Source organism: Streptomyces sp. NPDC006798, assembly GCF_040635975.1.
GTDB lineage: Bacteria > Actinomycetota > Actinomycetes > Streptomycetales > Streptomycetaceae > Streptomyces.
In genome coordinates, this window is record NZ_JBEYIS010000002.1 from 55,194 (window position 1) to 81,792 (window position 26,599).

General features: G+C 72.3%; 26 protein-coding genes and 1 riboswitch. Of the genes, 16 read left to right on the top strand and 10 right to left on the bottom strand.

All coding sequences use genetic code 11. The annotated features are described in order from the left end of the window. Positions 1 to 314: 314 nt before the first annotated feature. From ABZ714_RS01415 to ABZ714_RS01425, 3 genes are read right to left on the bottom strand one after another with little or no spacing between them, the layout of a single operon-like run. Positions 315 to 1,742 (bottom strand): trehalose-6-phosphate synthase, encoded by a 1,428-nt coding sequence (locus tag ABZ714_RS01415; protein ID WP_358823057.1) that lies wholly within the window; start codon positions 1,740 to 1,742, stop codon positions 315 to 317. 29 nt (positions 1,743 to 1,771) lie between these two features. Then, positions 1,772 to 2,368 carry a hypothetical protein gene (locus ABZ714_RS01420; RefSeq protein ID WP_358823058.1) on the bottom strand — a complete coding sequence of 199 codons (597 nt, stop codon included), beginning with the start codon at positions 2,366 to 2,368 and terminating at the stop codon, positions 1,772 to 1,774. A 39-nt stretch (positions 2,369 to 2,407) separates the two neighbouring features. Then, positions 2,408 to 3,358, bottom strand: a complete 951-nt coding sequence (locus ABZ714_RS01425; protein WP_358823059.1) for a glucosyl-3-phosphoglycerate synthase — start codon at positions 3,356 to 3,358, stop codon at positions 2,408 to 2,410. A gap of 200 nt (positions 3,359 to 3,558) precedes the next feature. After that, positions 3,559 to 3,723: riboswitch (SAM riboswitch) on the top strand. 17 nt (positions 3,724 to 3,740) lie between these two features. Between ABZ714_RS01425 and thrC the strand changes: the two genes are divergently transcribed. From thrC to aroQ, 9 genes are all read left to right on the top strand, one after another. Continuing rightward, entirely contained in the window at positions 3,741 to 5,048 is a 1,308-nt protein-coding gene (thrC, locus tag ABZ714_RS01430; protein WP_358823060.1) for a threonine synthase, read from the top strand. Positions 5,049 to 5,212: 164 nt separating this feature from the next. Further along, on the top strand, positions 5,213 to 5,491 hold the full coding sequence (locus ABZ714_RS01435; protein WP_358823061.1) for a MoaD/ThiS family protein: 279 nt from the start codon (positions 5,213 to 5,215) through the stop codon (positions 5,489 to 5,491). Positions 5,492 to 6,042: 551 nt separating this feature from the next. Continuing rightward, positions 6,043 to 6,246 carry a cold-shock protein gene (locus ABZ714_RS01440; RefSeq protein WP_005315736.1) on the top strand — a complete coding sequence of 68 codons (204 nt, stop codon included), beginning with the start codon at positions 6,043 to 6,045 and terminating at the stop codon, positions 6,244 to 6,246. Between the two features lie 364 nt (positions 6,247 to 6,610). Continuing rightward, on the top strand, positions 6,611 to 8,233 hold the full coding sequence (groL, locus tag ABZ714_RS01445) for a chaperonin GroEL (RefSeq protein ID WP_358823062.1): 1,623 nt from the start codon (positions 6,611 to 6,613) through the stop codon (positions 8,231 to 8,233). A gap of 1,001 nt (positions 8,234 to 9,234) precedes the next feature. Further along, positions 9,235 to 10,767, top strand: coding sequence for an alpha/beta fold hydrolase (locus ABZ714_RS01450; RefSeq protein ID WP_358823063.1), 1,533 nt, complete (start codon positions 9,235 to 9,237; stop codon positions 10,765 to 10,767). A gap of 93 nt (positions 10,768 to 10,860) precedes the next feature. Then, on the top strand, positions 10,861 to 12,414 hold the full coding sequence (locus ABZ714_RS01455; RefSeq protein WP_358823064.1) for an alpha/beta hydrolase: 1,554 nt from the start codon (positions 10,861 to 10,863) through the stop codon (positions 12,412 to 12,414). A gap of 147 nt (positions 12,415 to 12,561) precedes the next feature. Next, positions 12,562 to 12,972 (top strand): RidA family protein, encoded by a 411-nt coding sequence (locus tag ABZ714_RS01460; protein WP_358823065.1) that lies wholly within the window; start codon positions 12,562 to 12,564, stop codon positions 12,970 to 12,972. 281 nt (positions 12,973 to 13,253) lie between these two features. Next, on the top strand, positions 13,254 to 14,354 hold the full coding sequence (locus ABZ714_RS01465) for a Clp protease N-terminal domain-containing protein (protein ID WP_358823066.1): 1,101 nt from the start codon (positions 13,254 to 13,256) through the stop codon (positions 14,352 to 14,354). A gap of 57 nt (positions 14,355 to 14,411) precedes the next feature. Further along, the gene (aroQ, locus tag ABZ714_RS01470) at positions 14,412 to 15,089 is read left to right on the top strand and encodes a gamma subclass chorismate mutase AroQ (RefSeq protein WP_358823067.1); all 678 of its coding nucleotides are present in this window, start codon (positions 14,412 to 14,414) and stop codon (positions 15,087 to 15,089) included. 543 nt (positions 15,090 to 15,632) lie between these two features. Here aroQ and ABZ714_RS01475 read toward each other — a convergent pair. Beyond that, positions 15,633 to 17,033, bottom strand: a complete 1,401-nt coding sequence (locus ABZ714_RS01475; RefSeq protein WP_358823068.1) for a PTS transporter subunit EIIC — start codon at positions 17,031 to 17,033, stop codon at positions 15,633 to 15,635. A gap of 410 nt (positions 17,034 to 17,443) precedes the next feature. Here ABZ714_RS01475 and ABZ714_RS01480 point away from each other — a divergent pair, with 410 nt between their 5' ends. Continuing rightward, a complete protein-coding gene (locus tag ABZ714_RS01480) occupies positions 17,444 to 17,986 on the top strand; it encodes a GNAT family N-acetyltransferase (protein WP_358823069.1) in 543 nt (180 codons plus the stop codon). 24 nt (positions 17,987 to 18,010) lie between these two features. On the opposite strand, the gene ABZ714_RS01485 is transcribed toward ABZ714_RS01480, so the two are convergent. The 3 genes from ABZ714_RS01485 to ABZ714_RS01495 form a co-directional block, all read right to left on the bottom strand. Continuing rightward, entirely contained in the window at positions 18,011 to 18,703 is a 693-nt protein-coding gene (locus ABZ714_RS01485; RefSeq protein WP_358823070.1) for an N-acetylmuramoyl-L-alanine amidase, read from the bottom strand. 180 nt (positions 18,704 to 18,883) lie between these two features. Continuing rightward, on the bottom strand, positions 18,884 to 19,192 hold the full coding sequence (locus ABZ714_RS01490) for a hypothetical protein (RefSeq protein ID WP_358823071.1): 309 nt from the start codon (positions 19,190 to 19,192) through the stop codon (positions 18,884 to 18,886). Then, complete coding sequence (locus ABZ714_RS01495) at positions 19,189 to 19,506, bottom strand: hypothetical protein (RefSeq protein WP_358823072.1); 318 nt, start codon at positions 19,504 to 19,506, stop codon at positions 19,189 to 19,191. Before ABZ714_RS01495 ends, ABZ714_RS01490 begins: the two co-directional genes overlap by 4 nt. Before the next feature lie 284 nt (positions 19,507 to 19,790). Between ABZ714_RS01495 and ABZ714_RS01500 the strand changes: the two genes are divergently transcribed. Together ABZ714_RS01500 and ABZ714_RS01505 are read left to right on the top strand one after the other, a co-directional pair. Beyond that, positions 19,791 to 20,129 (top strand): hypothetical protein, encoded by a 339-nt coding sequence (locus ABZ714_RS01500; protein WP_358823073.1) that lies wholly within the window; start codon positions 19,791 to 19,793, stop codon positions 20,127 to 20,129. A 50-nt stretch (positions 20,130 to 20,179) separates the two neighbouring features. Then, positions 20,180 to 20,446: a hypothetical protein gene (locus ABZ714_RS01505; protein ID WP_358823074.1), complete on the top strand. Its 267-nt coding sequence runs from the start codon at positions 20,180 to 20,182 to the stop codon at positions 20,444 to 20,446. Between the two features lie 21 nt (positions 20,447 to 20,467). On the opposite strand, the gene ABZ714_RS01510 is transcribed toward ABZ714_RS01505, so the two are convergent. Both ABZ714_RS01510 and ABZ714_RS01515 read right to left on the bottom strand, forming a co-directional pair. After that, entirely contained in the window at positions 20,468 to 20,629 is a 162-nt protein-coding gene (locus ABZ714_RS01510) for a hypothetical protein (protein ID WP_358823075.1), read from the bottom strand. Next, a complete protein-coding gene (locus ABZ714_RS01515; protein WP_358823076.1) occupies positions 20,626 to 21,306 on the bottom strand; it encodes an SDR family NAD(P)-dependent oxidoreductase in 681 nt (226 codons plus the stop codon). Before ABZ714_RS01515 ends, ABZ714_RS01510 begins: the two co-directional genes overlap by 4 nt. Before the next feature lie 140 nt (positions 21,307 to 21,446). Here ABZ714_RS01515 and ABZ714_RS01520 point away from each other — a divergent pair, with 140 nt between their 5' ends. From ABZ714_RS01520 to ABZ714_RS01535, 4 genes are all read left to right on the top strand, one after another. Beyond that, positions 21,447 to 22,037 (top strand): helix-turn-helix domain-containing protein, encoded by a 591-nt coding sequence (locus ABZ714_RS01520; protein ID WP_358823077.1) that lies wholly within the window; start codon positions 21,447 to 21,449, stop codon positions 22,035 to 22,037. A gap of 321 nt (positions 22,038 to 22,358) precedes the next feature. After that, a complete protein-coding gene (locus ABZ714_RS01525; protein WP_358823078.1) occupies positions 22,359 to 23,297 on the top strand; it encodes an ROK family protein in 939 nt (312 codons plus the stop codon). Beyond that, the gene (gene nagA / locus ABZ714_RS01530) at positions 23,297 to 24,493 is read left to right on the top strand and encodes an N-acetylglucosamine-6-phosphate deacetylase (RefSeq protein WP_358823079.1); all 1,197 of its coding nucleotides are present in this window, start codon (positions 23,297 to 23,299) and stop codon (positions 24,491 to 24,493) included. The genes ABZ714_RS01525 and nagA overlap by 1 nt, the downstream gene beginning before the upstream one ends. Positions 24,494 to 24,767: 274 nt before the next feature. Next, positions 24,768 to 25,517: a hypothetical protein gene (locus ABZ714_RS01535; RefSeq protein WP_358823080.1), complete on the top strand. Its 750-nt coding sequence runs from the start codon at positions 24,768 to 24,770 to the stop codon at positions 25,515 to 25,517. Positions 25,518 to 25,682: 165 nt separating this feature from the next. Here the strand turns inward: ABZ714_RS01535 and ABZ714_RS01540 are convergent, their stop codons facing one another. Beyond that, a complete protein-coding gene (locus tag ABZ714_RS01540; RefSeq protein WP_358823081.1) occupies positions 25,683 to 26,585 on the bottom strand; it encodes a hypothetical protein in 903 nt (300 codons plus the stop codon). Positions 26,586 to 26,599 lie beyond the last annotated feature (14 nt).

Consider the following 26,599-nt stretch of genomic DNA (forward strand, 5'->3'; position numbering starts at 1 on the left):
CGGCGCCCTCCTACCAAGGGCCTGGCCTCTCTTCAGGGGCGGCGCCCGGACGGGCATTTAGGGGCGCGGGGAACTGCGCGAGCAACCCACCACGGTCCGCAGACCGGGGAAAACCTGCGGACGCCGGGCGCGGCGGGCATTTAGGGGCGCGGGGAACTGCGCGACAAGCCACAGACCGCGCGCGGTCGCCCGACAACCTTCGCCCGGCTGGGCGGACGGCGCGGGACCTCACCCGGAGAGCCGAGGCACCGGGGGTCCCCCCATCGCCGAAGGGACCGTGGCCGCCCGAGCGCCCTTGGGAAGGGGACCCGGGGTCAACCCGTGAGCGCCTCCAGCTGGTCGAGGAACCAGCGGGACGGGGGAAGCGCCGTCGCCGCCGACGCCAGGCGGGCCGTGCGGTCCGCGCGGACCTCCGCCGGGAGCGTCAGGGCCTCGTGCAGCGCGCCCGCCGTGGCGATCACGTCGTACGGGTTCACCACCAGCGCGTCCGCGCCCAACTCCTCGTACGCCCCCGCCTCGCGGGAGAGGACGAGCGCGCAGCCCGCGTCGGAGACGACGGGGATCTCCTTGGCGACGAGGTTCATTCCGTCGCGGATCGGGTTGACGAGGGCCACGTCGGCGAGCCGGTACGCCGCGAGGGAGCGGGCGAAGTCGTCCTTCACGTGGAGGACGACGGGCGTCCAGCCCGGGACCCCGTACTCCTCGTTGATCGCGTCGGCGAGCCGCTGGACCTCCGCCGTGTAGTCGCGGTAGACCGCGAGGTCCTGGCGGGACGGGTAGGCGAAGGCGATATGGACGACGCGTTCGTGCCATTCGGGCCGGGTCGCCAGCAGATGGCGGTAGGCGAGGAGCCCTCGGACGATGTTCTTCGACAGCTCCGTGCGATCGACCCGGACGATCGTCTTCCGGTCGGCGCCGCCGATCTGTTCGCGCAGGGCGGCCAGGCGTTCGTCGACATCGGGCCGGTGGGCCCGTTCGCGCAGGAAGCCGGCGTCGGCGCCGAGGCCGTGGACCCCGGTCCGGGTGCCTTTGAGGGCGTCGGGGCCGAGGATCTCCGTACAGCAGGCGGTGAAGGCGTCGGCCCAGCGGCGGGTGAGGAAGCAGGTGCGGTCGGCGCCGGTGAGTCCGCGCAGGAGTTGTTCGGCGATGTCGTCGGGGAGGAGGCGGAAGTAGTCCGGCGGGGCCCACGGGGTGTGGGTGAAGTGGCCGATCCGCAGGTCGGGGCGGAGTTCGCGGAGGAGTCCGGGGACGAGAGCGAGGTGGTAGTCCTGGACGAGGACGGCCGCCCCGTCGGCGGCCCGTTCGGCGAGGGCTTCGGCGAAGGCGCGGTTGTACGTCTCGTACGCCCGCCACCGCCGCCGGAACTCGTCGTCGAAGACGGGCTCCAGCGGCGTCTGGTAGAGCATGTGGTGGACAAACCAGAGCACCGAGTTGGCGATGCCGTTGTACGCGTCGGCGTGAATGTCCGGATCGATGTCCAGCATCAGGACGCCGGGCTCGGCGGTGCCGCGCCGGACGGCCTCGCGGTCGCCGTCGCCGAGGGCGGAGCAGACCCAGAGGGAGTCGTCGCGGGCGCCGATGGCGGAGAGCCCGGAGACGACGCCTCCGCCGCCCCGTCTGGCGTCGAGTCCGCCGTCGTCACGGAGGGTGTACGAGACGGGCCCCCGGTTGGAGGCGACGAGAACACGGGCGCGGGCGGGAGCGTGGGCGTCGGCCGGGCCGGCCGGGGGCTGGGGGACCATGATGTGGCCTTAGCCTTCCGCGCGCCGGGTCAAACGTCCGTTCGGCCGTCGTGGCGCGGTTCACGCCGTCCGCGTACGGCGGCGACGGCGACCACTCCGGCGGCGGCGAGGGCGACCCCGAGGCCGCCGAGCAGCCAGAGGCGTTCGGGCCCTTCGTCCCGGCCGGTGGGGGCGAGGGTGGGGGCGTGCCCGGGCGCCTCGGGCACCCCGGCGGCGACGGTCTCACCGGCCCCCGCGACCGGTCCGGCCTGCCCGGCCGTACGGGCGGACGCGGAGGCGGCGGCGGTCTCCGTCCCGCCGGGACCGCTCGCGGCGACCGGCTCCGTCCCGCTACGCGCACCCGGGGGCGCCCCGGCCTGGGGCGCCGCCGCGCCCGCGACCGCCGCGACGACCAGGACCAGGAGGGCGAGCAGCCCGGCGAGGCGCAGGCCCCGGCGGCGGCGCCGGGGCGGGGCGCCCCGGGTGCCCCTGGGGCCGCGGCCGGCGGACGGCCTCCGGTACGGCGTCCGGCCGTGCGGGATACGGGCGACCCTCGGCACGCGGGGCCGGGCCGCGCCGGGAACGGCGGCGGGGGCGGGCACGGCCGACGACGGATTCCGGGGCTGGGCAATGCGGGCATAAACCATACATAGGATATTCAGCCCCGATTACCGGAAAAGTGCGCCTTATGCCGCGCGACGCGCCGCATACTCACCGATCTCGCGCATCGGCGGGCGCTCCACGGTGTCCACCTCGTGGGTCACCGGCACGAACCCCCGCTCGCCCCGGTCGAACTGGGTCAGCGACGGCCGGACCAAATGTCCCCGGGAGAGTCGCAGTTGCGCCGTACGGTAGATCGCCGCCGCCATCCGGCCGAGCGCCCGGCCGTCCTGGTGGCGGTGTTTGCGGGAGCCGACGTCCACCTGGGCCAGCGCGTCCAGGCCCACCGTGTGCAGCGCGTCGACCAGCAGCGCCAGCTCCACCCCGTAGCCCACGGGGAACGGCAGCCGCTCCAGCAGGGAGCGGCGGGCCGCGTACTCCCCGCCCAGCGGCTGGACGAACCCGGCCAGCGACGGCCAGTGCAGATTGAGCAGCGGGCGGGCCACCAGCTCGGTCACCCGGCCGCCCTGCCCCGGGGCCTCCCCCAGCGGGCGGTCGTACATCGCCTTCACGAACTGCACATCGGGGTCGGTGAGCAGCGGTCCGACGATCCCGGAGACGAAGTCCGCCGAGAAGTCCCGCAGATCCGCGTCGACGAAGCAGACGATGTCGCCCCGGGTCACCATCAGGGACCGCCACAGCACCTCGCCCTTGCCGGGCAGGGCCGGTATCCGGGGCAGGATCGCGTCCCGGTGCACCACCCGCGCGCCCGCCGCCGCCGCGACCTGTGCCGTCCGGTCGGTCGAGCCGGAGTCGATCACCACCAGCTCGTCGACGAGCGGGATCCGCTCCATCAGCTCACGGCGGATGACGGTGACGATGTCCCCGACCGTGGCCTCCTCGTCGAGCGCGGGCAGTACGACGCTCACCGTCGGCGACGGGTTGGCCGACCGCTTGGCGGCGAGCAGCCGGGACGGCGGACGGTCCGCCGCCGACCAGGTACGCGTCGCCAGCCAGCGCTCTACCTCTTCGAGCACGTGCCCTACTCCTCAGTCACTCGTCGTCACTCGTCGTCGCCGGCCGTCCGTCCGGCCGCCCCGCGCCGGGGCGCTGACCGGGGCATGTGATCCATCTCGCGGTACGGACGACTATCTCAACCCTCCGGGCCTTCGGTTACAGTCTTGAACAACGCGTACGCCGGTCGCATGCCGGGGTCCCGCGTCCCACAATCGAATACCGCTCATCCAGAGGGGCAGAGGGATACGGCCCGTTGAAGCCCCGGCAACCCTCCAGCCGGTCTCCGTCGCCGCGGCGCGCACAGCGCGCGGGCGCCGCGAGGCTCCCGGCTCGGGAAGGTGCCAAATCCGTCTCATGGCGAGATGCGCCATGAGGAAGATGAGGAGAAAGGGCCTCGCCTCCATGGCTGCGCAGACTGTCGCAAGCACCGCACACACCACCACCGCCGACACCGCCCCGGTGGACCTCGGCACCGCCGTCGCCCTCTCCTGTCGCGAGTGCGGCGAGCGCACCCCCCTCGGCCCCGTCTTCGCCTGTGCCGCCTGTTTCGGCCCGCTGGAGGTGGCGTACGAGCTGCCCGCCGGTGACCCGGAGGCGCTGCGGAAGGCGATCGAGGCCGGACCGGAGAACATCTGGCGGTACGCGCCGCTGCTGCCCGTCCCCGCCGACGTGGCCACCAAGCCGAACCTGAACCCCGGGTTCACCCAGCTGATCAAGGCCGACCGGCTCGCCGCCGAGCTGGGCGTCACCGGTGAGCTGTACGTGAAGGACGACTCCGGCAACCCGACCCACTCCTTCAAGGACCGGGTCGTCGCGATCGCCGTCGAGGCCGCCCGCGCCTTCGGCTTCACCACCCTCTCCTGCTCCTCCACCGGCAACCTCGCGGGCGCCGTCGGCGCCGCCGCCGCCCGGGCCGGATTCCGCTCCTGCGTCTTCATCCCGCACGACCTGGAGCAGGGCAAGGTCGTCATGGCCGCCGTCTACGGCGGCGACCTGGTCGGCATCGAGGGCACGTACGACGATGTGAACCGTTTCTGCTCCGAGCTGATCGGCGACCCGATCGGCGAGGGCTGGGGCTTCACCAACGTCAATCTGCGGCCGTACTACGCCGAGGGCTCCAAGACCCTGGCGTACGAGATCTGCGAGCAGCTCGGCTGGCGGATCCCGGACCAGATCGTCATCCCGGTCGCCTCCGGCTCCCAGCTCACCAAGATCGACAAGGGGCTCAAGGAGCTGATCGGCCTCGGACTGGTCGAGGACAAGCCGTACCGGATCTTCGCCGCGCAGGCCGAGGGCTGCTCCCCGGTCTCCGCCGCCTTCAAGGCCGGACACGACGTGGTACGCCCCGTGAAGCCGGACACCATCGTCAAGTCGCTGGCCATCGGCAACCCGGCCGACGGGCCGTACGTCCTCGACATCGCCCGGCGCACCGGCGGCGCGGTGGAGGACGTCACCGACGAGCAGGTGGTCGAGGGGATCAAGCTGCTCGCCAGGACCGAGGGCGTCTTCGCCGAGACCGCGGGCGGGGTGACCGTGGGCGTGGCGAAGAAGCTGCTGGCAGCCGGGGTGCTCGACCCGGCGCTGACCACCGTCGTCATCAACACCGGCGACGGGCTGAAGACGCTGGACGCGGTCTCCCCGACCACCGGGCCCACCGCCGTCATCCGGCCGAGCCTGGACGCGTTCCGCGAGGCGGGCCTGGCAGGCTGACGGTCCCCGGCCGGCCCCGACCTGTCGCGGGCCGGTCCAGGGCCGGTTCGCGGGCCGGTCCGGCCCCCGGGCCCGGCCCCGGGCCGACCACGCCGCCGGGCGACCCGCCCCACTCCCCCGTACCGCTTCCGTACCGCTCCCGTCCGAGGAAGGCCCCACTCACCATGAGCGTCAGCGTCCGCATCCCGACCATCCTGCGCACCTACACCGACGGCAAGGCCGAGGTGGCCGCCGAGGGCGCCACCCTCGCCGAGGTCATCGCCGACCTGGAGAAGAACCACACGGGGATCGCCGCCCGGGTCCTCGACGACCAGGGCAAGCTGCGCCGCTTCGTCAATGTCTACGTCAACGACGACGACGTCCGGTTCGAGCAGGGCCTGGAGACCGCCACGCCCGACGGCGCCGGGATCTCGATCATCCCCGCCGTGGCCGGCGGCTGCTGAACCCGCGAACCCGCCCGTCCGGCGGGCGTACGGGGCCGGGCGCACCCGCCCGCCGGACGCGCCGGGGACGGAACGCGCCGGGGTGAGCGCCCCGCGCGCTGCCGTACGCCCCCGGACACGGTCCGTGTCCTGAACCCCCCGGCGCATGACCCTCAGTAATGGGAATGGCCCCCTCCGTAAGAGATCCGGAGGGGGCCATTCTGCATGGTTGAGCACGCTAGAGTTGGGGAACGCCCCGCAATCCGGCATCAGTGGCCAGGTATGAGAATGCGCCCGGGCTCGATAAGAAGCAGCCAATGTCTGGCATCGCTCTGTCTCATAGGTTCCTTTTGTCCGGCCGGATTTGCCCCGGAATTCCATAAATTCAGGCCAATTACCCGATAGTAGCCTTCAGGATTTCTCGTCCGATTGACCTGTTGCAGAGGGCAGTTGTGCAGATACATTCAGCCGCGGTCGACGCGTTCCGGCGCACTCTGTGAGGTCCGGTGAGGTCTGACCCAGGGTCCGCGAGGTGCGGTCCTGTGCAAGGGCCAGTAATAGGGGAGTTAGGCATGGCTCAGGGCACCGTCAAGTGGTTCAACGCGGAGAAGGGCTACGGCTTCATCGCGGTCGACGGTGGTGCGGATGTTTTCGTCCACTACAGCGCGATTCAGATGGACGGCTACCGCACCCTGGAGGAGGGGCAGCGGGTCGAGTTCGAGATCTCGCAGGGTCAGAAGGGTCCGCAGGCCGACATGGTCAAGCTCGCGGTCTGACCGACCGTCCGCCGCGCGCACGCGTCACCGGCGCACGCACGCACCGAACAGGGTCCGCACCCCGCTCGCCGGGGTGCGGACCCTCGCGTTTTCCCGCCCCGGGCGGCCCTGCGGCGCCCCCGCGGCCCCCCGTCCCCCACTGGCCGGTACCCCCTTGCCCCACCCACAGGCGCTTGCACTCTCGGGGGTCGAGTGCTAATCATTGGCGTTAGCACTCTCCGGGTGAGAGTGCTACTGAAGGACCGAGTCGGTGAGGTCCGCCGACCGTGTGGCGCATGGAGCCGCACGGCACGGCAGGCCGTCCGTCGCGGGCGCAGGCGCGGTCCGAAAGAGCTTCCCACCCAGTCCGTGGAGGACACTTCACATGGCAAAGATCATCGCGTTCGACGAGGAGGCACGGCGCGGTCTCGAGCGCGGGATGAACCAGCTCGCCGACGCCGTCAAGGTCACCCTTGGCCCCAAGGGCCGTAACGTCGTCCTCGAGAAGAAGTGGGGCGCCCCCACGATCACCAACGATGGTGTTTCCATCGCCAAGGAGATCGAGCTCGAGGACCCGTACGAGAAGATCGGCGCCGAGCTGGTCAAGGAAGTCGCCAAGAAGACGGACGACGTCGCCGGTGACGGTACGACCACGGCCACCGTGCTCGCCCAGGCGCTGGTCCGCGAGGGCCTGCGCAACGTCGCCGCCGGTGCCAACCCGATGAGCCTGAAGCGCGGCATCGAGAAGGCCGTCGAGGCCGTCTCCGGTGCCCTCCTCGAGCAGGCCAAGGACGTGGAGACCAAGGAGCAGATCGCCTCCACCGCCTCCATCTCCGCCGGCGACACCCAGATCGGCGAGCTGATCGCCGAGGCCATGGACAAGGTCGGCAAGGAAGGCGTCATCACCGTCGAGGAGTCCCAGACCTTCGGTCTGGAGCTGGAGCTCACCGAGGGTATGCGCTTCGACAAGGGCTACATCTCGGCGTACTTCGCCACCGACATGGAGCGTATGGAGGCCGTCCTCGACGACCCGTACATCCTCGTCGTCAACTCCAAGATCTCCTCGGTCAAGGACCTGCTCCCGCTGCTGGAGAAGGTCATGCAGTCCGGCAAGGCGCTGCTGATCATCGCCGAGGACGTCGAGGCCGAGGCCCTGTCGACGCTGATCGTCAACAAGATCCGCGGCACCTTCAAGTCCGTCGCCGTCAAGGCCCCGGGCTTCGGCGACCGCCGCAAGGCGATGCTGAACGACATCGCCATCCTCACCGGCGGCACGGTCGTCTCCGAGGAGGTCGGCCTCAAGCTGGAGAACGCCGGTCTCGACCTGCTGGGCCGCGCCCGCAAGGTGGTCATCACCAAGGACGAGACCACCATCGTCGACGGCGCCGGTGACAGCGACCAGGTCGCCGGGCGGGTCAACCAGATCCGCGCCGAGATCGAGAACTCCGACTCGGACTACGACCGCGAGAAGCTCCAGGAGCGTCTGGCGAAGCTGGCCGGCGGCGTGGCCGTCATCAAGGCCGGTGCCGCCACCGAGGTGGAGCTGAAGGAGCGCAAGCACCGCATCGAGGACGCCGTGCGCAACGCGAAGGCGGCCGTCGAGGAGGGCATCGTCGCCGGTGGCGGCGTGGCTCTGCTCCAGGCTTCCTCGGTCTTCGACAAGCTGGAGCTCGAGGGTGACGAGGCGACCGGCGCCAACGCCGTGAAGCTCGCCCTGGAGGCCCCGCTCAAGCAGATCGCGGTCAACGCCGGCCTCGAAGGCGGTGTCGTGGTGGAGAAGGTGCGCAACCTGACCCCCGGCCACGGCCTGAACGCCGCGTCCGGCGAGTACGTGGACATGATCGCCGAGGGCATCCTCGACCCGGCGAAGGTGACCCGCTCCGCGCTGCAGAACGCCGCGTCGATCGCCGCGCTGTTCCTCACCACCGAGGCCGTCATCGCCGACAAGCCGGAGAAGGCCGCCGCGGCCGCTCCGGGCGGCATGCCGGGCGGTGACATGGACTTCTGATCCCGGGATTCCCTCCCAGGATCGGCAGACCGGTCGTCCCGAAGGGCGGCACCCCTCTCCCAGGGGTGCCGCCCTTCGGCGTGTCCGTGGAAAACCCGCCGCGCCCCGTACGGGAGTACTGCCGGAAATCCGCTCCGGGACCGGTGCGATTCCGGCCGGGCGGGCCGGTCGGCGGACCGGTCCGGCCGGGCCGGAATCCCGTCGGGAATCAAGGCCCGAATGCCTGCCGGAATAGGGACGATGCCCTTCCGGCGATCCGCGCGGCAACCCGTCCGACGAACACCCGATGACTGGAAACAATCGGCCGGAAATCACCCTCCCGCTCACCGTCGGCCGGTAATCGATCCCCGAGTCTGGCCGAATTCCGCTGCGCCTGAGGAATGACCGCTACCGGATGCCATGGGACCCCAGGCATATACGACGCCGACTCCCGGGATGATTCGCGGCCGTCGGGCCGTCGGGCAGGGTCGTGGGTGTTCCGGAAACCCGGCGGAAGGAATTTTTCCGTGAAGGTGAGACGCCTGGTACCCGCCCTGGCGGCAAGTGTGCTGACGACCCTGACCCCGGCGGTGGCCGTCGCCACGCCGGGTACCGCTGGAACTGGAGCGAGACCGGGGCCGGGAGCGCTCCGGGCGCCTACGCCGTTCGCCCCGGGCGGCGGCCCCTTCTGAGGTACCTCGGGTCCGGGACCGCGGCCTCCGCACGGCCGACGCGATAGAAGGTTCCATGCGTTCGGCATCCGGGACCTGGGCGCCCCGCCATCCGCCCAGCCGGGCGGGCGTTGTCGGCGGCCTGCGGACCGCCTGTGGCTTGTCTCGCAGTTCCCCGAGCCCCTGGTTGCATCTCTGCCCGGCCTTGAAGGACGAGCGCCTCTTCAGAGCGGCGCTCCGGAAGAGCATTTAGGGGCGCGAGGAACTGCGCGAACGGCCACCGACGGGCCGCAGACCGCGGCGAGATCTTCGCGGCAGTGCCGTCCCGTATCCCACGGAAGGAAACACCTCGTGCAGGTAAGACGACGTCCGTTACCCCTCATCGCCGTCGGCGTGCTCGCCGTGCTGGCGCCGCTGCTCGGCGGCGCCCCGGCGAGTGCCTCGCCCGGGCCCACCGCACAGGAGCCCCGGGGGCTCCACTGGCGGGACTGTCCCACCGCCGCCGCGCCCGAGCTGCGGTGCGCGACGCTGAAGGTGCCGCTGGACTACCGGAACCCCGGCGGCAGGAAGATCGATGTCGAGATCTCCCGGATCCCGGCGACCGATCCGGCCCTCCGCCGGGGTGTGCTGCTCTTCAACCCGGGCGGACCCGGCGGCCCCGGGCTCGACATCCCCGGTATGGCGCGGGGGCTGCTGCCGAAGGCCGTACTCGACCGGTACGACCTGATCGGCTTCGATCCGCGCGGCATCGGCCGGTCCACCCCCGTGGTCTGCGGTCTGACCCCGGACGAGGCCGGGATCGAACGCCCTTACAAGAAGGAGACGTTCGCCCGGGACACCGCCCTCGCCCGGTCCTTCGCGGAGAAGTGCCGGGCGAGGTTCGGGGCCGGGCTGAAGCACTTCAACACCCGGAACACCGCCCGTGACATGGACTCCATCAGGGCCGCCCTCGGCGAGCGGAAGCTCAACTACTTCGGGATCTCGTACGGAACGTACCTCGGCGCCGTCTACACCCAGCTCTTCCCTGACCGGTCCGACCGGATCCTGCTCGACAGCGCCGTCGACCCCGCGCGGGTCTGGCAGGAGGACTTCCGGCTCTGGGCGCCGGAGACCGAGAAGGCGTTCCACCGGTGGACGCGCTGGGCCGCCGAACGCGATGCGCGCTACGGGCTGGGCCGGACCCCGGAGGCGGTCGCCGGGACGTTCTGGGAGCTGGTCCGCCGGGCCGAGCGGCAGCCGATCGAGGCCGAGGGGCGGCGCTACGACGGCGACACCATCCGCAACTCGATGCGCGCGTCCTTCTTCATCAGGGCGAAGGCGAGCGAGTATCTCGTGGTCCTCAAGGAGGCGGCGGCCGGGAAGCCCGTCACCGGCGCCCCGCCCGTACATCCGATCCCCGAGGACTTCGCCTCCGCCCTGTGGACCGTGACCTGCGGCGACGCCGACTGGCCGACGGATCCGGCGTCGTACGCCCGCCGGGCGGCCCGGGACAAGGTCCGCTATCCGGTCTTCGGCGACTACGCCTCCAACATCACCCCGTGCGCCTTCTGGGACCGGGTCGCCGAACCCACCACGAAGGTCGACAACCGGGTGGGCGCGCTGATCCTGCACAACGAGTGGGACTCCCAGACCCCGCTGCCCGACGCGACCGGGCTCCGCAAGGCCATGAAGGGCGCCCGGCTGGTCCTGGTCGACGAGGGCGAGGGCCATGTCGTCTACGGCACCGGCGGCAGCAGTTGCGCCGAGCGGCACGCCGACACCTATCTCGTCACCGGCCGGCTGCCCGCGCGGGACACCCTGTGCCGCCCCGACCCGGGTGTCGCCGAGAACCCCGACCGGCGGATCGAACCGCCGATCCTCACACCCCGGACGGCGCGCGGCTGACCCGCGGCGCCCGCGCCGCGAGCGGACCGCCCCGACCGTCCGGTCCCGTAACAACACCGAAAGCGACCACCGACCCCCCGGAGAGGAACGTACGTGCGCGCACGACGATTCATACCCGTGGCCGCGGCGACCGCCGTGGCCACCCTGACCCCGCTGATCACCGCCGTCGCCCCGGCGTCCGCCGCGCCCACGGCCGGTACGGCGACGACGGCATCGGCCGCGACTCAGCGGCTCGACTGGAAGCGGTGTTCCGCCGACGAGCCCGCGAACTTCCAGTGCGCCACCCTGAAGGTGCCGCTGGACTACCGGGACCCCGGCGGCAAGAAGATCGACGTGGCGGTCTCCCGGGTCGCCGCCGCCGACCAGTCGGCCCGCCGGGGCGTACTCCTCTTCAACCCCGGCGGGCCCGGCGGCTCCGGCCTCCGCGACCCGCTGGACTGGGGCAAGCGGCTGCCGCGGTCCGTACTCGACCGCTACGACCTGATCGGCTTCGACCCGCGCGGAGTGGGCGCCAGCAACGCCGTGGAGTGCGGTACGGCCCCGGGTGAGCGGAAGCTGTTCGACCCGTACAGCAAGGCGGCGTTCCCGGCGAGCGTCGCCTGGGCGAAGGGCTTCGCGGACAAGTGCCGGGCCAAGTACGGCACCGACCTCCAGCACTTCAACACCCGGAACACCGCCCGGGACATGGACTCCATCCGGACCGCCCTCGGCGAGAAGAAGATCAACTACATCGGGGTGTCGTACGGCACCTATCTGGGCGCCGTCTACACCCAGATGTTCCCGCACCGCTCCGACCGGATCGTGCTCGACAGCGCCGTCGATCCGAAGCTGGCCTGGCGCGGCATGCTCCAGACCTGGGCGAGCGGCGCGGAGCCCGCGTACGACCGCTGGCTGACCTGGGCGGCGAAGGAGAACGCCCGGCTCGGCTTCGGCTCCACCCCCGAGGCCGTGGCGAAGACCTTCTGGGACGTCGTCGCCCATGCCGACCGGGAGCCGCTGCGCTTCGGGGAGAGCACCTTCAACGGCGCGCAGGTACGGCAGTTCATGCGGCCGAGCTTCTTCTACAAGGAGAACGGGGCGGTCTATCTGCGCCTGTTCAAGGACGCGGCGGACGGCAAGCCCGTGCCGCCCTACCCCCACTACGAGATGCCGGACAGCGACATCTCCTCCTTCCACGCGGTGGCCTGCGGTGACGCCGCCTACCCGAAGAACCCGGCGACCTACGCCAAGGACTCGGCCCGGGACGCCAAGCGGTATCCCGTCTTCGGGGACCATGTCTCCAACATCGGCCCGTGCGCCTTCTGGGACCGGCCCGCCGAGCCCACGACGAAGGTGAACAACTCGGTGAAGTCGCTGATCGTGCAGGCCGAATGGGACTCCCAGACGCCGCTCTTCACCGCGCAGGGCATGCACCGGGCGCTCAAGGGCTCCCGGATGGTCACCGTCGACGAGGGCGAGGCGCACGGCGTCTACCGGTACGGCATCAGTGAGTGCGCGGATGCCGTCACCACGAAGTACCTGGTCACGGGCGAGCTGCCGGGCAAGGACGTGACCTGTGCGGCGAATCCGCCGACCGGTCCCGCGGCCGAGAGGCCGGGGCGGGACCGACTGCCGTCGATCCCGGGGATCCCGGGGGACCGCTTCTGACAACCGCTTTCGCGAGCCGCCCCTGACGGCCGCTTCCGCGGTTGACGCCCTCCCGCCGGTCCGGCGGGAGGGCGTTCCCGCGCCCCGCGGGAAACCCCTCCGAGAAAACGGAGTGCGTACATCCGTTGCGGTCCGGAGGATGGGGGCATGACCGACAAGATCGAACGCGTCAATCCCGAAGGACTCCACTCCACCCCCGGCTACCACCACATCACCGTCGTCGAGGCGGGCCGTACCGCCTATCTCTCCGGGCAGTGCCCGCTCGACCTCTCCGGCGACGTCGTCGGAGAGGGCGATCTGGACGCCCAGATCGACCAGGTCGCGGCCAACGCGCTGACCGCCCTCGCCGCCGTGGGCGCGGGCCCCGAGCACGTCGTCCGCTCGGTGATCTACATCGTCAGCCCGGACGAGGTGGTACTCGCCAAGGCGTGGGACCGGCTGAACGAGTCCGTGATCGCCCCCGCGTTCTCCACCGCGAGCACCCTGCTGGGCGTGGCCCAGCTGGGCTACCCCGGCCAGCTGGTCGAGGTGGACCTGACGGCGTCCCTGCCGGACTGACCGACGGACAGACCCCGGATCGACAGATCGACAGACCCCCAGACCGACCGACCATCGGACCGCCGAGCGGCCCGGGCCCGTACGCGCCGGGTCCGGGCCGTTCCCCATGGGTCCTCATGGGTCCGACCACCGCCCGCCGCCCGGCACCCGCCGAACGACCTTCGTCGTCGGCGAGGACGACCAATGGCGGACGCGGCACCTTCCCCGTACCGGCGAATCTGTACCCGGCACGAAGAAAGCCGTGAGCACGGCGTACGGCGACGACCAGCGGGGAGGACGGCATGGAACGCGAACAGCTCGACATCGGCTGGCGGGTGATCGGCGTCCTCGGCGCCGCGTGGGGCGCGACGGACACCGACACCATCGGCACCGAGCATCTGCTGGCGGGGATCGCCGGCACCAAGAGCCCGGCCAAGGACGCGCTCGCCGCCGAGGGCGTCACCACGACCATGGTCGCGGCGGTGCTGCGCGAGCGCCGCGACGACCCCGGCGCGGAGGAGTGGGCCGGGGGCTCGGCCGGGGACTGGGCCGGGGACGACGACATCGGGCACAGCGTGCCGTCGCTGGACGTCGTCGGTGAGGACGGGGACGGGAACCGGCTGCTGACCGGTATCGCGGGCCGGGCCTTCGGCCATGCCGTCGAACTGGCGGCGGCAAAGGCCCGGACGGCGGACGGCGGTATCGCCAAGGTACGGCCCGAGCATCTGCTGCGGGGGCTGCTGAACCAGCCCGAGGGCCGGTACGCCGAAGTGCTGGCGCTCTGCGGTACGACACCGGACGCGGTACGGGCCCGGCTCGACGGCCGCGTTCCGGAGAGGGGTCCGGCGGACGGTCCGGGCCCGGCGGGGGGCGAGGGCGCGCCGGGTACGGGGGTTCCGGCGCGCCGCCTCGACCCGGCGCTGGACAGTACCCGGGACAGGCTGATCGGCCGCCGCCAGTACCCCGTGAACCGGCTCCGGCGCTGGCTGCTCCGGGGCGTCAACTGGGCCGCCGCACCCGCTCAGTGGGTCCACCACGAGACCTACGAGCAGGCCCGGTCGCTGGGGCACCGGCGGGTGGGCACCGAACACGCCCTGCTCGCCGCCCTCGCCACCCACGAGGTCGCCGCCGCACACCCGCTGCTCGCCCGGCAGGGCGTGACCGGCCCCGACGTACGGCAGCTCGGCGGCGCTCGGCTGGCGGCCACGGGCCTCGACTACGCGACCGTACGGGCGGCTCTCGCGGCCGGTCCCGACCTGGGTACGGACGCCGTACCCGTCAAGTCTCTGCTGGAGGACGTGCGTTCGGACGACGGAACCGGGCCCTTGGTGGAGTCCCTCATGCAGGACGGGACCCGTGCCGGGCGGCTCGTCCGGCTCCTGGGGGACACGGGCCCGCAGTGACCGACCGGCGGCCGACCACCGCCGGGCACACACCGTCGAACCGAGGGGACCGACACCATGTCCGAACGCACCGCACACACCACCCGTACCGGGGCCGCGCCCGCCACCGCCCGCCGGGTCTCGGCCCGGATCGCGCTCTCCGCCGTCGTGGCGGCCGGGGTACTGGCCGCGGGGACCGGCCCGGCGAGCGCCCGCCTGGCGGCACCGCCCGTACCGGCTACGGTCTCTGCTTCTGCCTCCGCCTCTGCTTACGGGCAGTTGCTGGCGCTGACCAGGCTCTCCGCCGAACGGCTGGCCACCGCCGATCGTGTCGCGGCGGCGAAATGGGGCACCGACAGCCCCATCGACGACCCGGCCCGTGAACAGGTCGTCCTCGACTCCGTACGGCAGCAGGCGGTGGCGGCCGGAGCCGACCCGGAGGCGACGGTCGCGATCTTCCGCGACCAGATCGAGGCGAACAAGCTGGTCCAGCGGGAGCTGCACCGGCAGTGGACGGAGGACCCGTCGAAGGCGCCCGCCGAGCGCCCCGACCTGACGGAGATCCGCAAGGAGATCAACCGCGTCAACACCGAACTGGTGCGCGCCGTCGCGGTATCGGACCGGGCCCGGGCCGCCCGCTCCTGCCTCGGCGTACTGGCCGTGACCGCCGTACACGTACGTCAGGAGAAGCAGCTCGACCGGCTGCGCACCCGGGCGCTCGTACGGGCGGTCCCGTCGGTGTGCGCGAGCCGGTGACGAAGCTCCGTACCGGCGGATGAACCGACCGCGTACCCCACCGTCCGACCGCGAACGGACGGCGGCGGCACGCGGCGGCACTCCACCGGTACGGGTGGTCACCGCTCGCGCGCTCCGGAACCGTCCGGCGGCCGTCGGTCCACCCGCGCGGGGGGCGCGTGGACCGGCGGCCCCGGAGGCCGAGGCACCACAAGTGATGTCATTGCTCCCCGGCCCGGGACGGTGCCTCCGCCGGAGGAGTCCCGCCCGCACGCCGTCGGTGGTTGTTCGCGCAGTTCTCAGGGACGGTCCCGGGGAGAGCGTTCAGGGCGGGGAACTGCGCGAACGGCCGCGGGCGGTCCGCAGACCGCCGACAACGCGCGGTTGTCGGGTGAGACCCGGGCAGTGGGGCCTCACCCGGAGGGCCAAGGCGCCGGGGGTCCCCCCCATCGACGAAGGCACAGGGGGCGGAACCGCGCGAACGGCCGCGGGCGGTCCGCAGACCGCGAACAAGATCAGGCTGCCGGGCGCGGCCCGGGTGGACGCGATCGACACGGCGAGGAGTCAACGGGCTTCCGCGCCCGATGGACTGCGGTCGTGTTCCATGAGCATCGCGCGGGTGAACCCGAACCAGTACGTCGCGGCGAAGCCGACCGCGTACCCCGTGAGCAGCCCGCCGCCGTACACCGCAGCCGTCGCCCACATCCCCCCGTCGCCGCTGAGCAGGGGGAAGAGGGCCCATCCCGACGGGCCGATGGCGGTCGCGCCGACCCGGTCGCCGAGCATCGCGCAGGCGCCGACGAAGCCGCCGCCGAAGGCGCCCCCGACGCAGGCCGTCACGAACGGGCGGCCCAGCGGGAGGGAGACCCCGTAGATCAGGGGTTCGCCGACGCCGAGGAGCCCGGCGGGGAGGGCGGAGCGGACGGTTCCGCGTACCACCGGGTTGCGGGGCAGCCGCGCGTACACCGCCACCGCCGCGCCGACCTGGCCCGCGCCCGCCATCGCGAGCATCGGCAGCAGTACGGTCGCGCCCTGCTGCTCGATGAGGGTGGCGTGGACGGGGATCAGGGCCTGGTGGAGTCCGAGCATGACCAGTGGCAGGAAGAGCCCGCCGAGGACGAATCCGGCGACGGCTCCGCCCGCCGACAGCAGCAGGTCGGTGGCGGCGCCCACGGCCGCGGCGACCTCACCGGCGGCGTACATCAGTCCGTAGAGGGTGGCGAGCCCGGCGACGACGACGGTGACGGCCGGGGTGACGAGGACGTCGAGCGCGGCGGGCACCCGCCCCCGGCAGAACCGCTCGACGGCCACGGCGACCAGCGCCGCGCCGAGCGCGCCCAGGACGCCGCCCTGCCCCGGGTGGAGCCGTTCGCCGAAGACCTCGATCCGCTCGACCCCGGGGAAGACGACGACGGCGGCGACCGCGCCCCCGAGTACGGGCGTGCCGCCGAACTCGCGGGCGGTGTTGTAGCCGACGAAGACGGCGATCAGCGCCATGAAGCCGCCGGAGATCGCGGCGAGGGCGGGGGTGAGCCCGGGTACGGTTCCGAGGTTGGCGAGGACGCCCGTGATCCCGGCGACGATTCCGCAGCCGATGAGGGCGGGGATCAGCGGTACGAAGACATTCGCCACCCGCCGCAGGAGAGCCTTGACCCCGCCGGCCCCGCCACCGCCCCCTCCGGCAGGCGCGTCCGGCGGGTCCGGCGCGGCCAGCTCCTCGAAGGCGGCGGTCACCCGGTCGACGACCCCGGGCCCGAGGACGATCTGGTACGCGCCCCCGTCCGCCACGACCCCCAGGACGGCGGGGTGCCCGCGCAGCTCGTCCTCCCGTACGGCGCCCGGGTCGCCGATCCGCAGCCGCAGCCGGGTCATGCAGTGCGCGACTCCGTGTACGTTCGCGGCACCGCCGACGTACTCCAGCAGGGCGCGGGCGGTCTCCCGGGCATCATGCCCCTGTCCGGTCATGTGCTGATATCTACCCCGGCCGCCTCGAGACCGTCCGCTCCGTCCGGCGGGTTCACCGGAGTGACGGCACGTCCGCCGCGGCACGCCCTCCGGACACACGTCCGCCGGCCGTTCCGGAGCCGCACGAACCCTGTCCGGCCGTCCGGGTGACGATCCGTCGGTCCTCGCGCCGCGTTTCCGAACCACCGGCGGCATGCGGTATGATCTTCACAGAAGACGCGCCGGGGAAACCCGGAGAAGCGGCTCGCGCGTTGGTGGTCCAAGGAAAGACACCCCACTTCCCGTGGGGGGATGCAGGTGCAAGGCCTGCCCAGCGCTCAACAAGAAGGCCCCGGCCTCCGCGAGGAGACCGGGGCCTTCTGCCGTGCCGCCCGCGCAGAGTCCCGACCGGCATTCCGGAGGCCCGCCGCATGACCACGGCCCGCACCGCCGAACTGCGTACCTTCACCGCCGTCGAAGCCGTCCGCGACGATCTCTTCGAGGTCTACGCCGATGTCCGCGCCCCGCTCCTCCAGCTGCCGAACTACGGGCTCGCCGCGTTCGGCGAGCGGCTGGACCGGCACGGCGCCGAACCCGGTTTCACGGCCGTACTCGCCTACTCCGACGGGAAACCGGTCGGATACGCGTACGGCAACACCATCGAGCCCGGCCACCGCCACTGGCTGCGCACCACCCCGGAGCCGCCGGAGCGGTACACCGGGCACCCGGCCCTGGCGCTGCGGGAGTTCGGGGTCAGGGCCGCCTGGCGGAAGACCGGGACCGCGCGCCGGGTGCACGACGCGCTGCTCGACGCCGCCCGGGGCGAGACGTATGTGACGCTCATGGTCAATCCGGCCGCCGGGGACGGCCGGGTCCACGCGCTCTACCGGTCGTGGGGGTACGCGGACATCGGCCGGAGCCGGGCGTCGGCCGACGCGCCGGAACTCACCGTGATGATCAGGGCCATCCGCTGACCGGACCGGGCCGGGGGCGGGTCGTCATGCGGACAGGGCCCGGCGGACCCGGTCCATCACGGCCGTGCGCTGGGCCGACCGCAGAGTGCCGGGGCAGGCGTGGCCGCCCCAGGCCGCGTCGCCCATGGAGTGGGTGCCCAGGCCGGCGCCGTCCGGTGAGTCCGTGACCTCGACGGGCCAGCCGTGGACGCGGACTCCCCAGGTGTAGACCCGGGCGACCGCCTCGACCTGGGGGCCGGTGAGGGGGTTCCGGGCGAAGCCGGACGTCTCGATCGACGCCCAGGCCGCGTTGCCCGCGCGCTGGGTCCAGGCGCGGTCGTGGATCGAGACGTACTGTTCGATCTCGCCCGCCTGGGAGACCCAGAAGTGGGCCGAACTGCGGTACGCGGGAGTGGAGAACCGTTCGTGGAGCGATCCCTCCCCTTCCTGGACGTGGAGAATCAGGCCCCGCTGCGCGGTCCGGCCCTCCGGGGTGAAGTTCCCGGTGATCGGCTTCCGCGCGACGCCGTCCATCCAGCCCGAGGGCCGGGGCGGAGGCGCGGCCGAGGCGAACCGGGGGCGGGGGGCGTCCTGGGACTGCGGGCGCGCGGCGGACGGGCGCGGCGCCGTCCGGTCCGTCGCGACCAGGAACGCCGCCGCCGACACGGGCGCCAGGACGAATCCGCCGCCGAGGACGAGCAGTCCGCGCCGCGCCGGGCGCCGGTGCGCCGGGCTCACGGGCGGCCCGGACCGGCGTCGGACGTGGTCCCACCGGGTTTCCAAGAGATCGGCATGGCGACGAGGGTGACCCGGCAACATGATCGCCCCGGTACGGGGATGTGATGGGACGGCAACACCGGTCCCGGAAGCCGGGTGCCGGGGCGGGTGCCGGGCGGGCCGCCGGAAGGGGGCCCGGGGTCATCCCGCCGCCGTACGGGCCACCTCCGCGTCCGCCGCCGTACGGGCCACCTCCGCGTCCGCCGCCGCCAGGGCGACCGTCTCCGTGACGAAGCCGCCGTACGCCGCGAGGGCCCGCCGGCCCGCGTCCGTCATCGCGGGGAGCAGATAGGGCTGCGCCCCCAGCACCTCCCGCATCCGGCGGCTGCTGAACGCCCTCCGGCCGCCGTGGTGTTCGACGCGGTCGGCGAGGAAGCGGTACGGGTGCGGGTCGGGGCCCAGGACCCGGCGGCAGTTGGCCAGCAGCCCGGGGCCCGCGACGACCGTCATCCGTTCGAGTTCGTACTCGACGGCGGGTCTCGCCTGGGGGTCGCGCCGACGACGACCTCGGCGTGGAGTTCGGCGCAGACCCGCGCGCTCCGTAACCCCGGCCCCTCGGGCGGCTCCCCCGGCGGCGCGGCCGTCACCGCGCCGCAGGCGCCGTACCGCCGGATCCAGTACGCGAACAGCGCCGGTTCGCAGACCGGTGACAGCACGGTACGGAGCGGCTCGGCGGACTCGAACAGGGCGCGGTGCGGGGCGAGATCGGCCTCGTACGCGCCGTGCAGGGCGGCGGCCGGGTCGGTGAAGGGATCGGCGATCATCACGGCCTCCGGGGCGGGCGGTCGGTCGGGACGGGACAGGCCGTACGCGAACTCGACCGGATGGTCGCTGATTCAAGGATTCCGGCGGCGGGCGGCGGCCGGTAGGACGGCCACCTGGTGATAACCGGGCGCCGGGCCGGGGCCCGGCCCGGCTCGTGCCGCGCGACCCGCCCCCGCCCGCATGCGGCGCCTACCCGACGCGCCTACGGTGGAAGGGGGAGTGCCCGGACCCGCCGGAAACGTCGGGACGCCGTTCATCGCCCACCGTCCGGAGGCGCGTCACCATGGCCACGATCTCCTTCCTCGGGCCGTATCTCCTGGACATGAAGTCCCTGATCGGGCCTCAGTGCCTGCCGACCGGGGGCGCGAAGACCATCACGGTCGGGCCGTTCGAGCCGTTCGACGGGACCGTCACCGCCACCGCCCACCCCGGGACGGAGGCGCCCGAGGGGTACGGCCACAACCGGACGGCCGTCTGGGCCCAGGAGACGTACCTCCAGAAGATTCCGCACGTCCAGGGCGATCTGATCTTTTTCGAGTACGTGCTGTGGGTGACGCTCACCAATGTCGGTGAGCCCACGGTCCGGTACGTGACCCTCTGGGTCTCCCTGGTCAAGGTGTGAAGTCAAGGTGTGAAGCCACGAGGTGCGGTCACGGTGCGAAGGGATGTCCGATGCTGCTGACAGTCGTACACGACCAGGAGGGCGCCATCGTGGGCGCCGTCGCCCATCCGCCGGGCACGCCGCCCGCCAATCCGCCGCTCGGGCCGGGGCAGAGCGCCACCGAGGTCGACGTTCCGGAGCTGGCGGTGGAGGGTGATCAGGCGGCGGCGTACGAGCGGATAGCGCTGGTCGTCGAGGAGTACCGGATCGACACAGGCGCGGGCGACGGCGACGGCGATGACGCGGGGGCCGGGGCCGCCCGGCTGGTCAGGAAGTAGCACCCGGGTCCCCGGCCCCGCTCAGCCGCGCGCCCCGGGCACCGTCTCCAGCAGGTCGCGGGTGAGGCAGTGCAGCCGGAGTGCCGCGTCGCGGTCGAAGGCTGCCCGGTCGGTGCGGATCCGGCGGTCGCCCCGGTACGCCGTGAACGGCTCGGCGGGCGGGTCGTCGATCAGCCGGGTCATCGGGGGCAGCGCCTTGGGCACCGGCGTCGCCAGGACCCGGAACGACGCCTTCGCGACGGGCCGCAGCGCGCCCGGTCGGGCATCCCGGTGGCGACGACACCCGGGTTGTAGGTGACGTAGCGGACCGGGCCCTTTCCGTACAGCTCGGCGAAGGAGACACCGAGCAGGTCGTTGGCGCGGAACGACTGGAGCACGGCGCGCGGTCCGGAGTAGCGGCGGGTGAGCTGGAGGTCGTCCCAGTGGATCCGGCCCAGCGGTACGCCGGGGGTGGCGACGTTCAGTACGACCGGCCGGGGCGATGCCGCCAGGGACGCACGGAGTCCGTGGCCGAGGACGTAACGGCTCAGATAGGAGAGGGCGAAGCCGCGCTCGAAGCCCTCGGCGGTGAGGACGCGGGGGCCGGTGAGCCGGTAGCGCTGGGCGCAGAGGATCAGCGCGTCGACGGGGGCGTGGTCGGCGGCGATCCGGTTGGCGAGTTCACGGGCGGCGGCGACGGAGGTCAGATCGGCGCGGAGGAAGACGGCCCGGTCCGCCGCCGGGCCCGCCTCGGCCAGCAGGGCCTCGCCCTTCGCGGGGGTGCTGCCGACGGCGACGACGCGGGCGCCGCGCCGTAAGTAGTGCAGGGCGAGTCCCTTGCCCAGTCCGTCCGTACCTCCCGTGACGACCACGGTCCGCATGCCGACTCCCCACTGATCCGGATAGAAGTTATCCGCTTCCCTGGGGGATACCGTAACATCAAAGCGGATAAGATCTATCCACTTCACGTGATCGGTCGGCCTGACCGATTCGACCGGTCGACCGAGGGAGAGGCGCGGGTATGGACGGAGCACGGCCCAACGAGGAGGCCCGGCCGCTGCGGCGGGACGCCGAACGGAACCGGCGGCTGATCGTCGAGGCGGGCCGGGAGGTCTTCGCGGCCCGCGGACTCGCGGCCACCCTGAACGACGTGGCCCACCACGCGGGGGTCGGCGTCGGCACGGTCTACCGGAAGTTCCCCGACAAGCAGGCCCTCGCGGACGCCGTCTTCGCCGGTGAACTCGGAGAGATCGCGGCCCTCGCCGCCCGGGCCGCCGCCGAGGACGACGCCTTCGCCGCCTTCGGCACCTTCCTCACCACCTCCTTCGCCCGCGCCGCGACCAATCGCGGCCTGCGCGAGATGATGCGCGGCGGCGGTACGGGCGCGGCCGGTGTCGCCCGGGCCCGGACGGAGATCGCGGCCCACTGCACGGCCCTCGTCGCCCGCGCCCACGCCCAGGGCACCCTGCGGAAGGACGTCACGGCGGCGGACATCCCGTCGATCGCGGCGATGCTGGACACGGTGATGCCGCCGCCCGGGGCCCCGCCGTCGGAGACCTGGCGGCGCTGGCTGGCGATCCTGCTGGACGGGCTGCGGGCGCCGGAGCACTGAGCCGGGCGAACGGGCGAGCGGGGCGGGCGCGAGCGGGGCCGGCGCGGAGATCCCGTACGGGGCCGGGGCCGAAACCGGCACCCTCGCTCCCCCCACGGGCCCCGAAGCGCCCCCGCTCCCCGAAAGCGCTTACTGAACCAGCACGCTTCACCCCCACTCCCTCCCCCATCGGAACACTCCCCTCCGGGACCGTCCACAAGCGGATTGACCAGACTTGATGCGATATATCCCGTCGAATCTCCGGCCCATCATTTGTATGACTCCGCAACAATTAGATGTAGTGGACTAGACCTATCCCCGGTCGCCAGCCAAACTATGGGCGTGAGACATGTCATCGCCCTCGATGTGGGCGGCACCGGTATGAAAGCCGCCCTCGTCGGGGTGGACGGCACGCTCCTGCACGAGGACCGGCGGGCGACGGGGCGCGAGCGCGGAGCCGACGCCGTCGTGCAGTCGATCCTCGACTTCGCCGAGGAGCTCTTCGACTACGGAGTCACCCACTTCGGACGCGGCGCCCTGGCCGCCGGGGTCGCCGTGCCCGGGATCGTCGACTCCGAGCGGGGGATCGCGGTCTACGCGACCAACCTCGGCTGGCGCGACGTACCCATGCGGGACCTGATCAGCCGCAGGCTGCGCGGGATCCCGGTGGCCCTCGGGCACGACGTCAGGACCGGCGGCTTCGCCGAAGGGCGGATCGGGGCCGGGAAGGGCGACGACCGGTTCCTGTTCGTACCGCTCGGTACGGGCATCGCGGGCGCCATCGGCATCGAGGGCTCCATCGAGGCCGGGGCCCACGGCTACGCGGGCGAGATCGGGCATGTCGTCGTCCGGCCCGACGGGCCCGACTGCGGCTGCGGTCAGCGCGGCTGTCTGGAGACCCTGGCCTCCGCCGCCGCGGTGACACGTGCCTGGGCCGAGGCCAGCGGAGACCCGTACGCGGACGCCGCCGACTGCGCCAAGGCCGTCGAGTCCGGCGACCCCCGGGCGATCGCCGTCTGGCGGGACGCCGTGGACGCGCTGGCCGCCGGACTGGTCACGGCCCTCACCCTGCTGGACCCACGGACCCTGATCATCGGTGGCGGACTCGCCGAGGCCGGGGAAACGTTGTTCACACCACTTCGGGCCGCCGTCGAGGAGCGCGTCACGTTCCAGAAGCTGCCCGCCATCGTCCCGGCTGCCCTCGGCGACACCGCAGCCTGTCTGGGCGCCGGACTGCTCGCCTGGGATCTGATCGCCACCGACTCGGAGGTAACCGCCTAATGGCCGCACGCGCCGCACTCGCCCACAGCGCAGCGGGCGCCGCCCGCGCCGACAGCACGATCCTCACCGGAGCCAGGGTCGTCCTGCCGGGCGGGACGGTCGAGAACGGGACCGTGACCGTCGACGGTACGAAGATCTCCGCGGCCGGGGCGGCCCCCGCGCCCGACGGCGCGCCCGCCGTCGACCTCACCGGGCACTGGATCGTCCCCGGCTTCGTCGACCTCCACAACCACGGCGGCGGCGGCGCCTCCTTCACCTCCGGCACCGCCGACGAGGTGCTCACCGGCGTCCGCACCCACCGCGAGCACGGCTCCACCACCGTCGTCGCGTCCCTGGTCACCGCCGACAGCGGCTTCCTCGCCCGGCGCGCCACCGAGCTGTCGGAACTCGTCCAGCAGGGCGACCTCGCGGGCATCCACTTCGAGGGCCCGTTCATCTCCCCCTGCCGCAAGGGCGCCCACAGCGAAGAGCTGCTGCGCGACCCCGACCCGGCCGAGGTCCGGAAGCTGATCGACGCCGCCCGGGGCACGGCCAAGATGGTCACCCTCGCCACCGAGCTGCCCGGCGGCATCGACTCCGTACGGCTGCTCGCCGAGCACGGCGTGATCGCCGCCATCGGCCACACCGACGCCACGTACGAGCAGACCGTCGAGGCCGTCGACGCGGGCGCCACCGTCGCCACCCACCTCTTCAACGCCATGCCGCCGCTCGGCCACCGCGCGCCCGGCCCGATCGCGGCGCTGCTGGAGGACGAGCGGGTCACCGTCGAACTGATCAACGACGGTACGCACCTCCACCCGGCCGCCCTCGAACTCGCCTTCCACCGCGCGGGCGCCGGCCGGGTCGCCTTCATCACCGACGCGATGGACGCGGCGGGCTTCAAGGACGGCCTCTACCAGCTCGGCCCGCTGGCCGTCGACGTCACCGACGGCGTCGCCCGGCTGGTCGAGGGCGGCTCCATCGCGGGCTCGACCCTCACCCTGGACACCGCCTTCCGCCGGGCCGCGACCGTCGACCTGCTGCCGGTCGAGGACATCGTCCGGGCCATCTCGGTCAACCCGGCGAGACTCCTCGGCCTCTACGACCGCATCGGCTCCCTGGAGCCGGGCAAGGACGCCGACCTGGTGATCCTCGACGCCGACTTCGTCCTCAAGGGCGTCATGCGGCGCGGCGAATGGATCGTCGAGCCGAAGTAACCCGCTCGCAGAAACCCTTACGGGCCCGGGACGTCGTCCCGGGCCCGTACGCGTCCGGTGCGCCACTTGTGATCCGGCGCCGAACCAGCACGCATTCCGCGCCAATGTGCGCGTGATAGCCGACCGGGCTCCTACGGGGGCCGCGCACTGCCTAGCATGAGCCGGCGCGGGATCTTCAACTCCCCTGGTGACACGACCACTCGGGCGGACGGAATCGCGGGAGCGTTCCCGCGTTCGTCCCATCCGGATCCGAGAAGCCAGAGGAATCGAAGAGATGAAGTCGAGAATCTCCGTCGTCGGCGCCGTCGTCGCGGCGTTCCTGATTTTACTGACCGCCAACCCGGCGGTAGCCGCCGGACGCCCGCTGGAGGGCAACGGCTGGAAGCTGATGGCCCATCACCGCGTCACCAGCATCGCGCCCGGCTCCGTCTTCACCATCACCTTCACCTCGACGGAGCTCAAGACCAAGTACACCCCGTTCCTCACCCGCTCGCTCGCCCAGCTCCAGGCGGAAGGCGTGAACATATCCATCGGCGGCGTCACCAACGTCGCCCCCGAGGTGTGCCCGCCCCAGGGCACGATCCAGTTCGCCGAGATCTACCGCCCGCTGGGGCAGCCCGGCGCGTCCCGCGCCCTGGCCTGCTGGACCGGCGACAACGCGGCCCGAGGCGGCCACGTCCAGATGAACTCGGAGTACTGGACCGGCTGGTACCTGCCCGAGTACATGCTGCACAACGTCTTCCCACACGAACTGCTCCACGTCCTCGGGCTGTACCACCCCAACAAGGACCTCAACGGCGACGGCACCGTGGCGGCGCACGAGTGCGTGGCGACCTCGTACGGCGACAAGCCCGTCATGTGCGCGCCCAACGGCGGCTACAGCACGACCACCAACCAGGGCAAGCTGGTCGGCTTCGACCTGGCGGGCGTACGACAGCTCATCGCCAACGGCTCGATCCCCTCGACCGCCGCGAAGCACGTCGGAGGCCCCGCCGACGGCGGAATGAGCGCACCGATCGGCTGACCCGGCGACGCCTTGGCGTGATCCCGGGGGAAGAGATGCCTCAACAGTTCACCGTGATCTCCTCATGAATTCGGGCCTCTGCGGGCAGTGATCCCGGAAGCGAGCCGGGCGGCTCTACGGGCCGGCTCACACGCCGGGTGCGACCAGGCGACACCCGGAGGTGCCCTACGGCCGCCGCAGAATCTCCCGCGCGAGGGCGAGCTGAGCGGTCCGGGCCTTCGCCAGGTCCCGGAAGAGGGCCGGGTTCTTCCGGACGGCCGCGTTCTGCACCTCCCGGTCGACCCGGATCCAGGTGGTGAGGAAGCCGGTCTCCTGCTTGCACCGCACATCGGCGACGGCGGCGGCCCGCTCCCGGGCGGTGGGCCGCTTCGACTTGCCCCAGGCGGGGTCGCCGAGCGCCTGGTAGGAGTCGGTATAGGTGTGGCCCGCCTTCTTCATACAGGCGCTCCACCGCTTGTCGGCATTGGAGACGTGTGGATGCCGACGGGCCGCGTCGAAGGTCTGTGCCGAATGCCCGGCCAGCAGGGACGTCTGGTCGCGTTCGGCGTCACGGAACATCCGCTCATCGGCCTTCTTCCAGCAGCCTCCGGTCGAGCCGTTGGGCCCGTACGCGGCATTTCGCTCCCGAGGTGGAAGGTTGGCGCGGTCGGTGTACACGGCCTCCAGTCGCTTTCGGGTCGGGGTGAGCGGCGGCAGATGGTAGCCGTAGCGGGCGGCGATACCCGGATCGGCGAGCCCGTAGCGACGATCGTGCGGGCCCTCTGTATCCGACCTGTTGAGCACGGGCAACGGTGTCCAGGACATACCCAGCTCGCGCATACAGTCGCCGAGCAGCCGGTCCTTGGCCTGCTCGATGACTTGGACCTCGTACGGAGTCGTCTCATAGATGTCGAACGGAAGCACCAGGGTCGAGATGTCCACCCGGCTCGCGGGTACGGCGGGGTCTGGTGTGGGGCGCGGTGCGGCGGACGGCCGGTCACCGGGGGCGAGTGCGACGAGAAGGGCGATGGCCACCGCGACGGCGACCGCGGACGAGGCGAGAAGAGTGATACGGCGGGCGCGGTTCACCGGAGCCCTTTCGG

Excerpts from the sequence above, each read along its gene's own strand:
- ABZ714_RS01415 (WP_358823057.1), bottom strand. The coding sequence starts at position 1,742 with ATGGTCCCCCAGCCCCCGGCCGGCCCGGCCGACGCCCACGCTCCCGCC.
- ABZ714_RS01420 (WP_358823058.1), bottom strand. The coding sequence starts at position 2,368 with ATGGTTTATGCCCGCATTGCCCAGCCCCGGAATCCGTCGTCGGCCGTG.
- thrC (WP_358823060.1), top strand. The coding sequence starts at position 3,741 with ATGGCTGCGCAGACTGTCGCAAGCACCGCACACACCACCACCGCCGAC.
- ABZ714_RS01435 (WP_358823061.1), top strand. The coding sequence starts at position 5,213 with ATGAGCGTCAGCGTCCGCATCCCGACCATCCTGCGCACCTACACCGAC.
- ABZ714_RS01440 (WP_005315736.1), top strand. The coding sequence starts at position 6,043 with ATGGCTCAGGGCACCGTCAAGTGGTTCAACGCGGAGAAGGGCTACGGC.
- groL (WP_358823062.1), top strand. The coding sequence starts at position 6,611 with ATGGCAAAGATCATCGCGTTCGACGAGGAGGCACGGCGCGGTCTCGAG.
- ABZ714_RS01460 (WP_358823065.1), top strand. The coding sequence starts at position 12,562 with ATGACCGACAAGATCGAACGCGTCAATCCCGAAGGACTCCACTCCACC.
- ABZ714_RS01465 (WP_358823066.1), top strand. The coding sequence starts at position 13,254 with ATGGAACGCGAACAGCTCGACATCGGCTGGCGGGTGATCGGCGTCCTC.
- aroQ (WP_358823067.1), top strand. The coding sequence starts at position 14,412 with ATGTCCGAACGCACCGCACACACCACCCGTACCGGGGCCGCGCCCGCC.
- ABZ714_RS01475 (WP_358823068.1), bottom strand. The coding sequence starts at position 17,033 with ATGACCGGACAGGGGCATGATGCCCGGGAGACCGCCCGCGCCCTGCTG.
- ABZ714_RS01480 (WP_358823069.1), top strand. The coding sequence starts at position 17,444 with ATGACCACGGCCCGCACCGCCGAACTGCGTACCTTCACCGCCGTCGAA.
- ABZ714_RS01490 (WP_358823071.1), bottom strand. The coding sequence starts at position 19,192 with ATGACGGTCGTCGCGGGCCCCGGGCTGCTGGCCAACTGCCGCCGGGTC.
- ABZ714_RS01495 (WP_358823072.1), bottom strand. The coding sequence starts at position 19,506 with ATGATCGCCGATCCCTTCACCGACCCGGCCGCCGCCCTGCACGGCGCG.
- ABZ714_RS01500 (WP_358823073.1), top strand. The coding sequence starts at position 19,791 with ATGGCCACGATCTCCTTCCTCGGGCCGTATCTCCTGGACATGAAGTCC.
- ABZ714_RS01505 (WP_358823074.1), top strand. The coding sequence starts at position 20,180 with ATGCTGCTGACAGTCGTACACGACCAGGAGGGCGCCATCGTGGGCGCC.
- ABZ714_RS01510 (WP_358823075.1), bottom strand. The coding sequence starts at position 20,629 with ATGACCCGGCTGATCGACGACCCGCCCGCCGAGCCGTTCACGGCGTAC.
- ABZ714_RS01515 (WP_358823076.1), bottom strand. The coding sequence starts at position 21,306 with ATGCGGACCGTGGTCGTCACGGGAGGTACGGACGGACTGGGCAAGGGA.
- ABZ714_RS01520 (WP_358823077.1), top strand. The coding sequence starts at position 21,447 with ATGGACGGAGCACGGCCCAACGAGGAGGCCCGGCCGCTGCGGCGGGAC.
- nagA (WP_358823079.1), top strand. The coding sequence starts at position 23,297 with ATGGCCGCACGCGCCGCACTCGCCCACAGCGCAGCGGGCGCCGCCCGC.
- ABZ714_RS01535 (WP_358823080.1), top strand. The coding sequence starts at position 24,768 with ATGAAGTCGAGAATCTCCGTCGTCGGCGCCGTCGTCGCGGCGTTCCTG.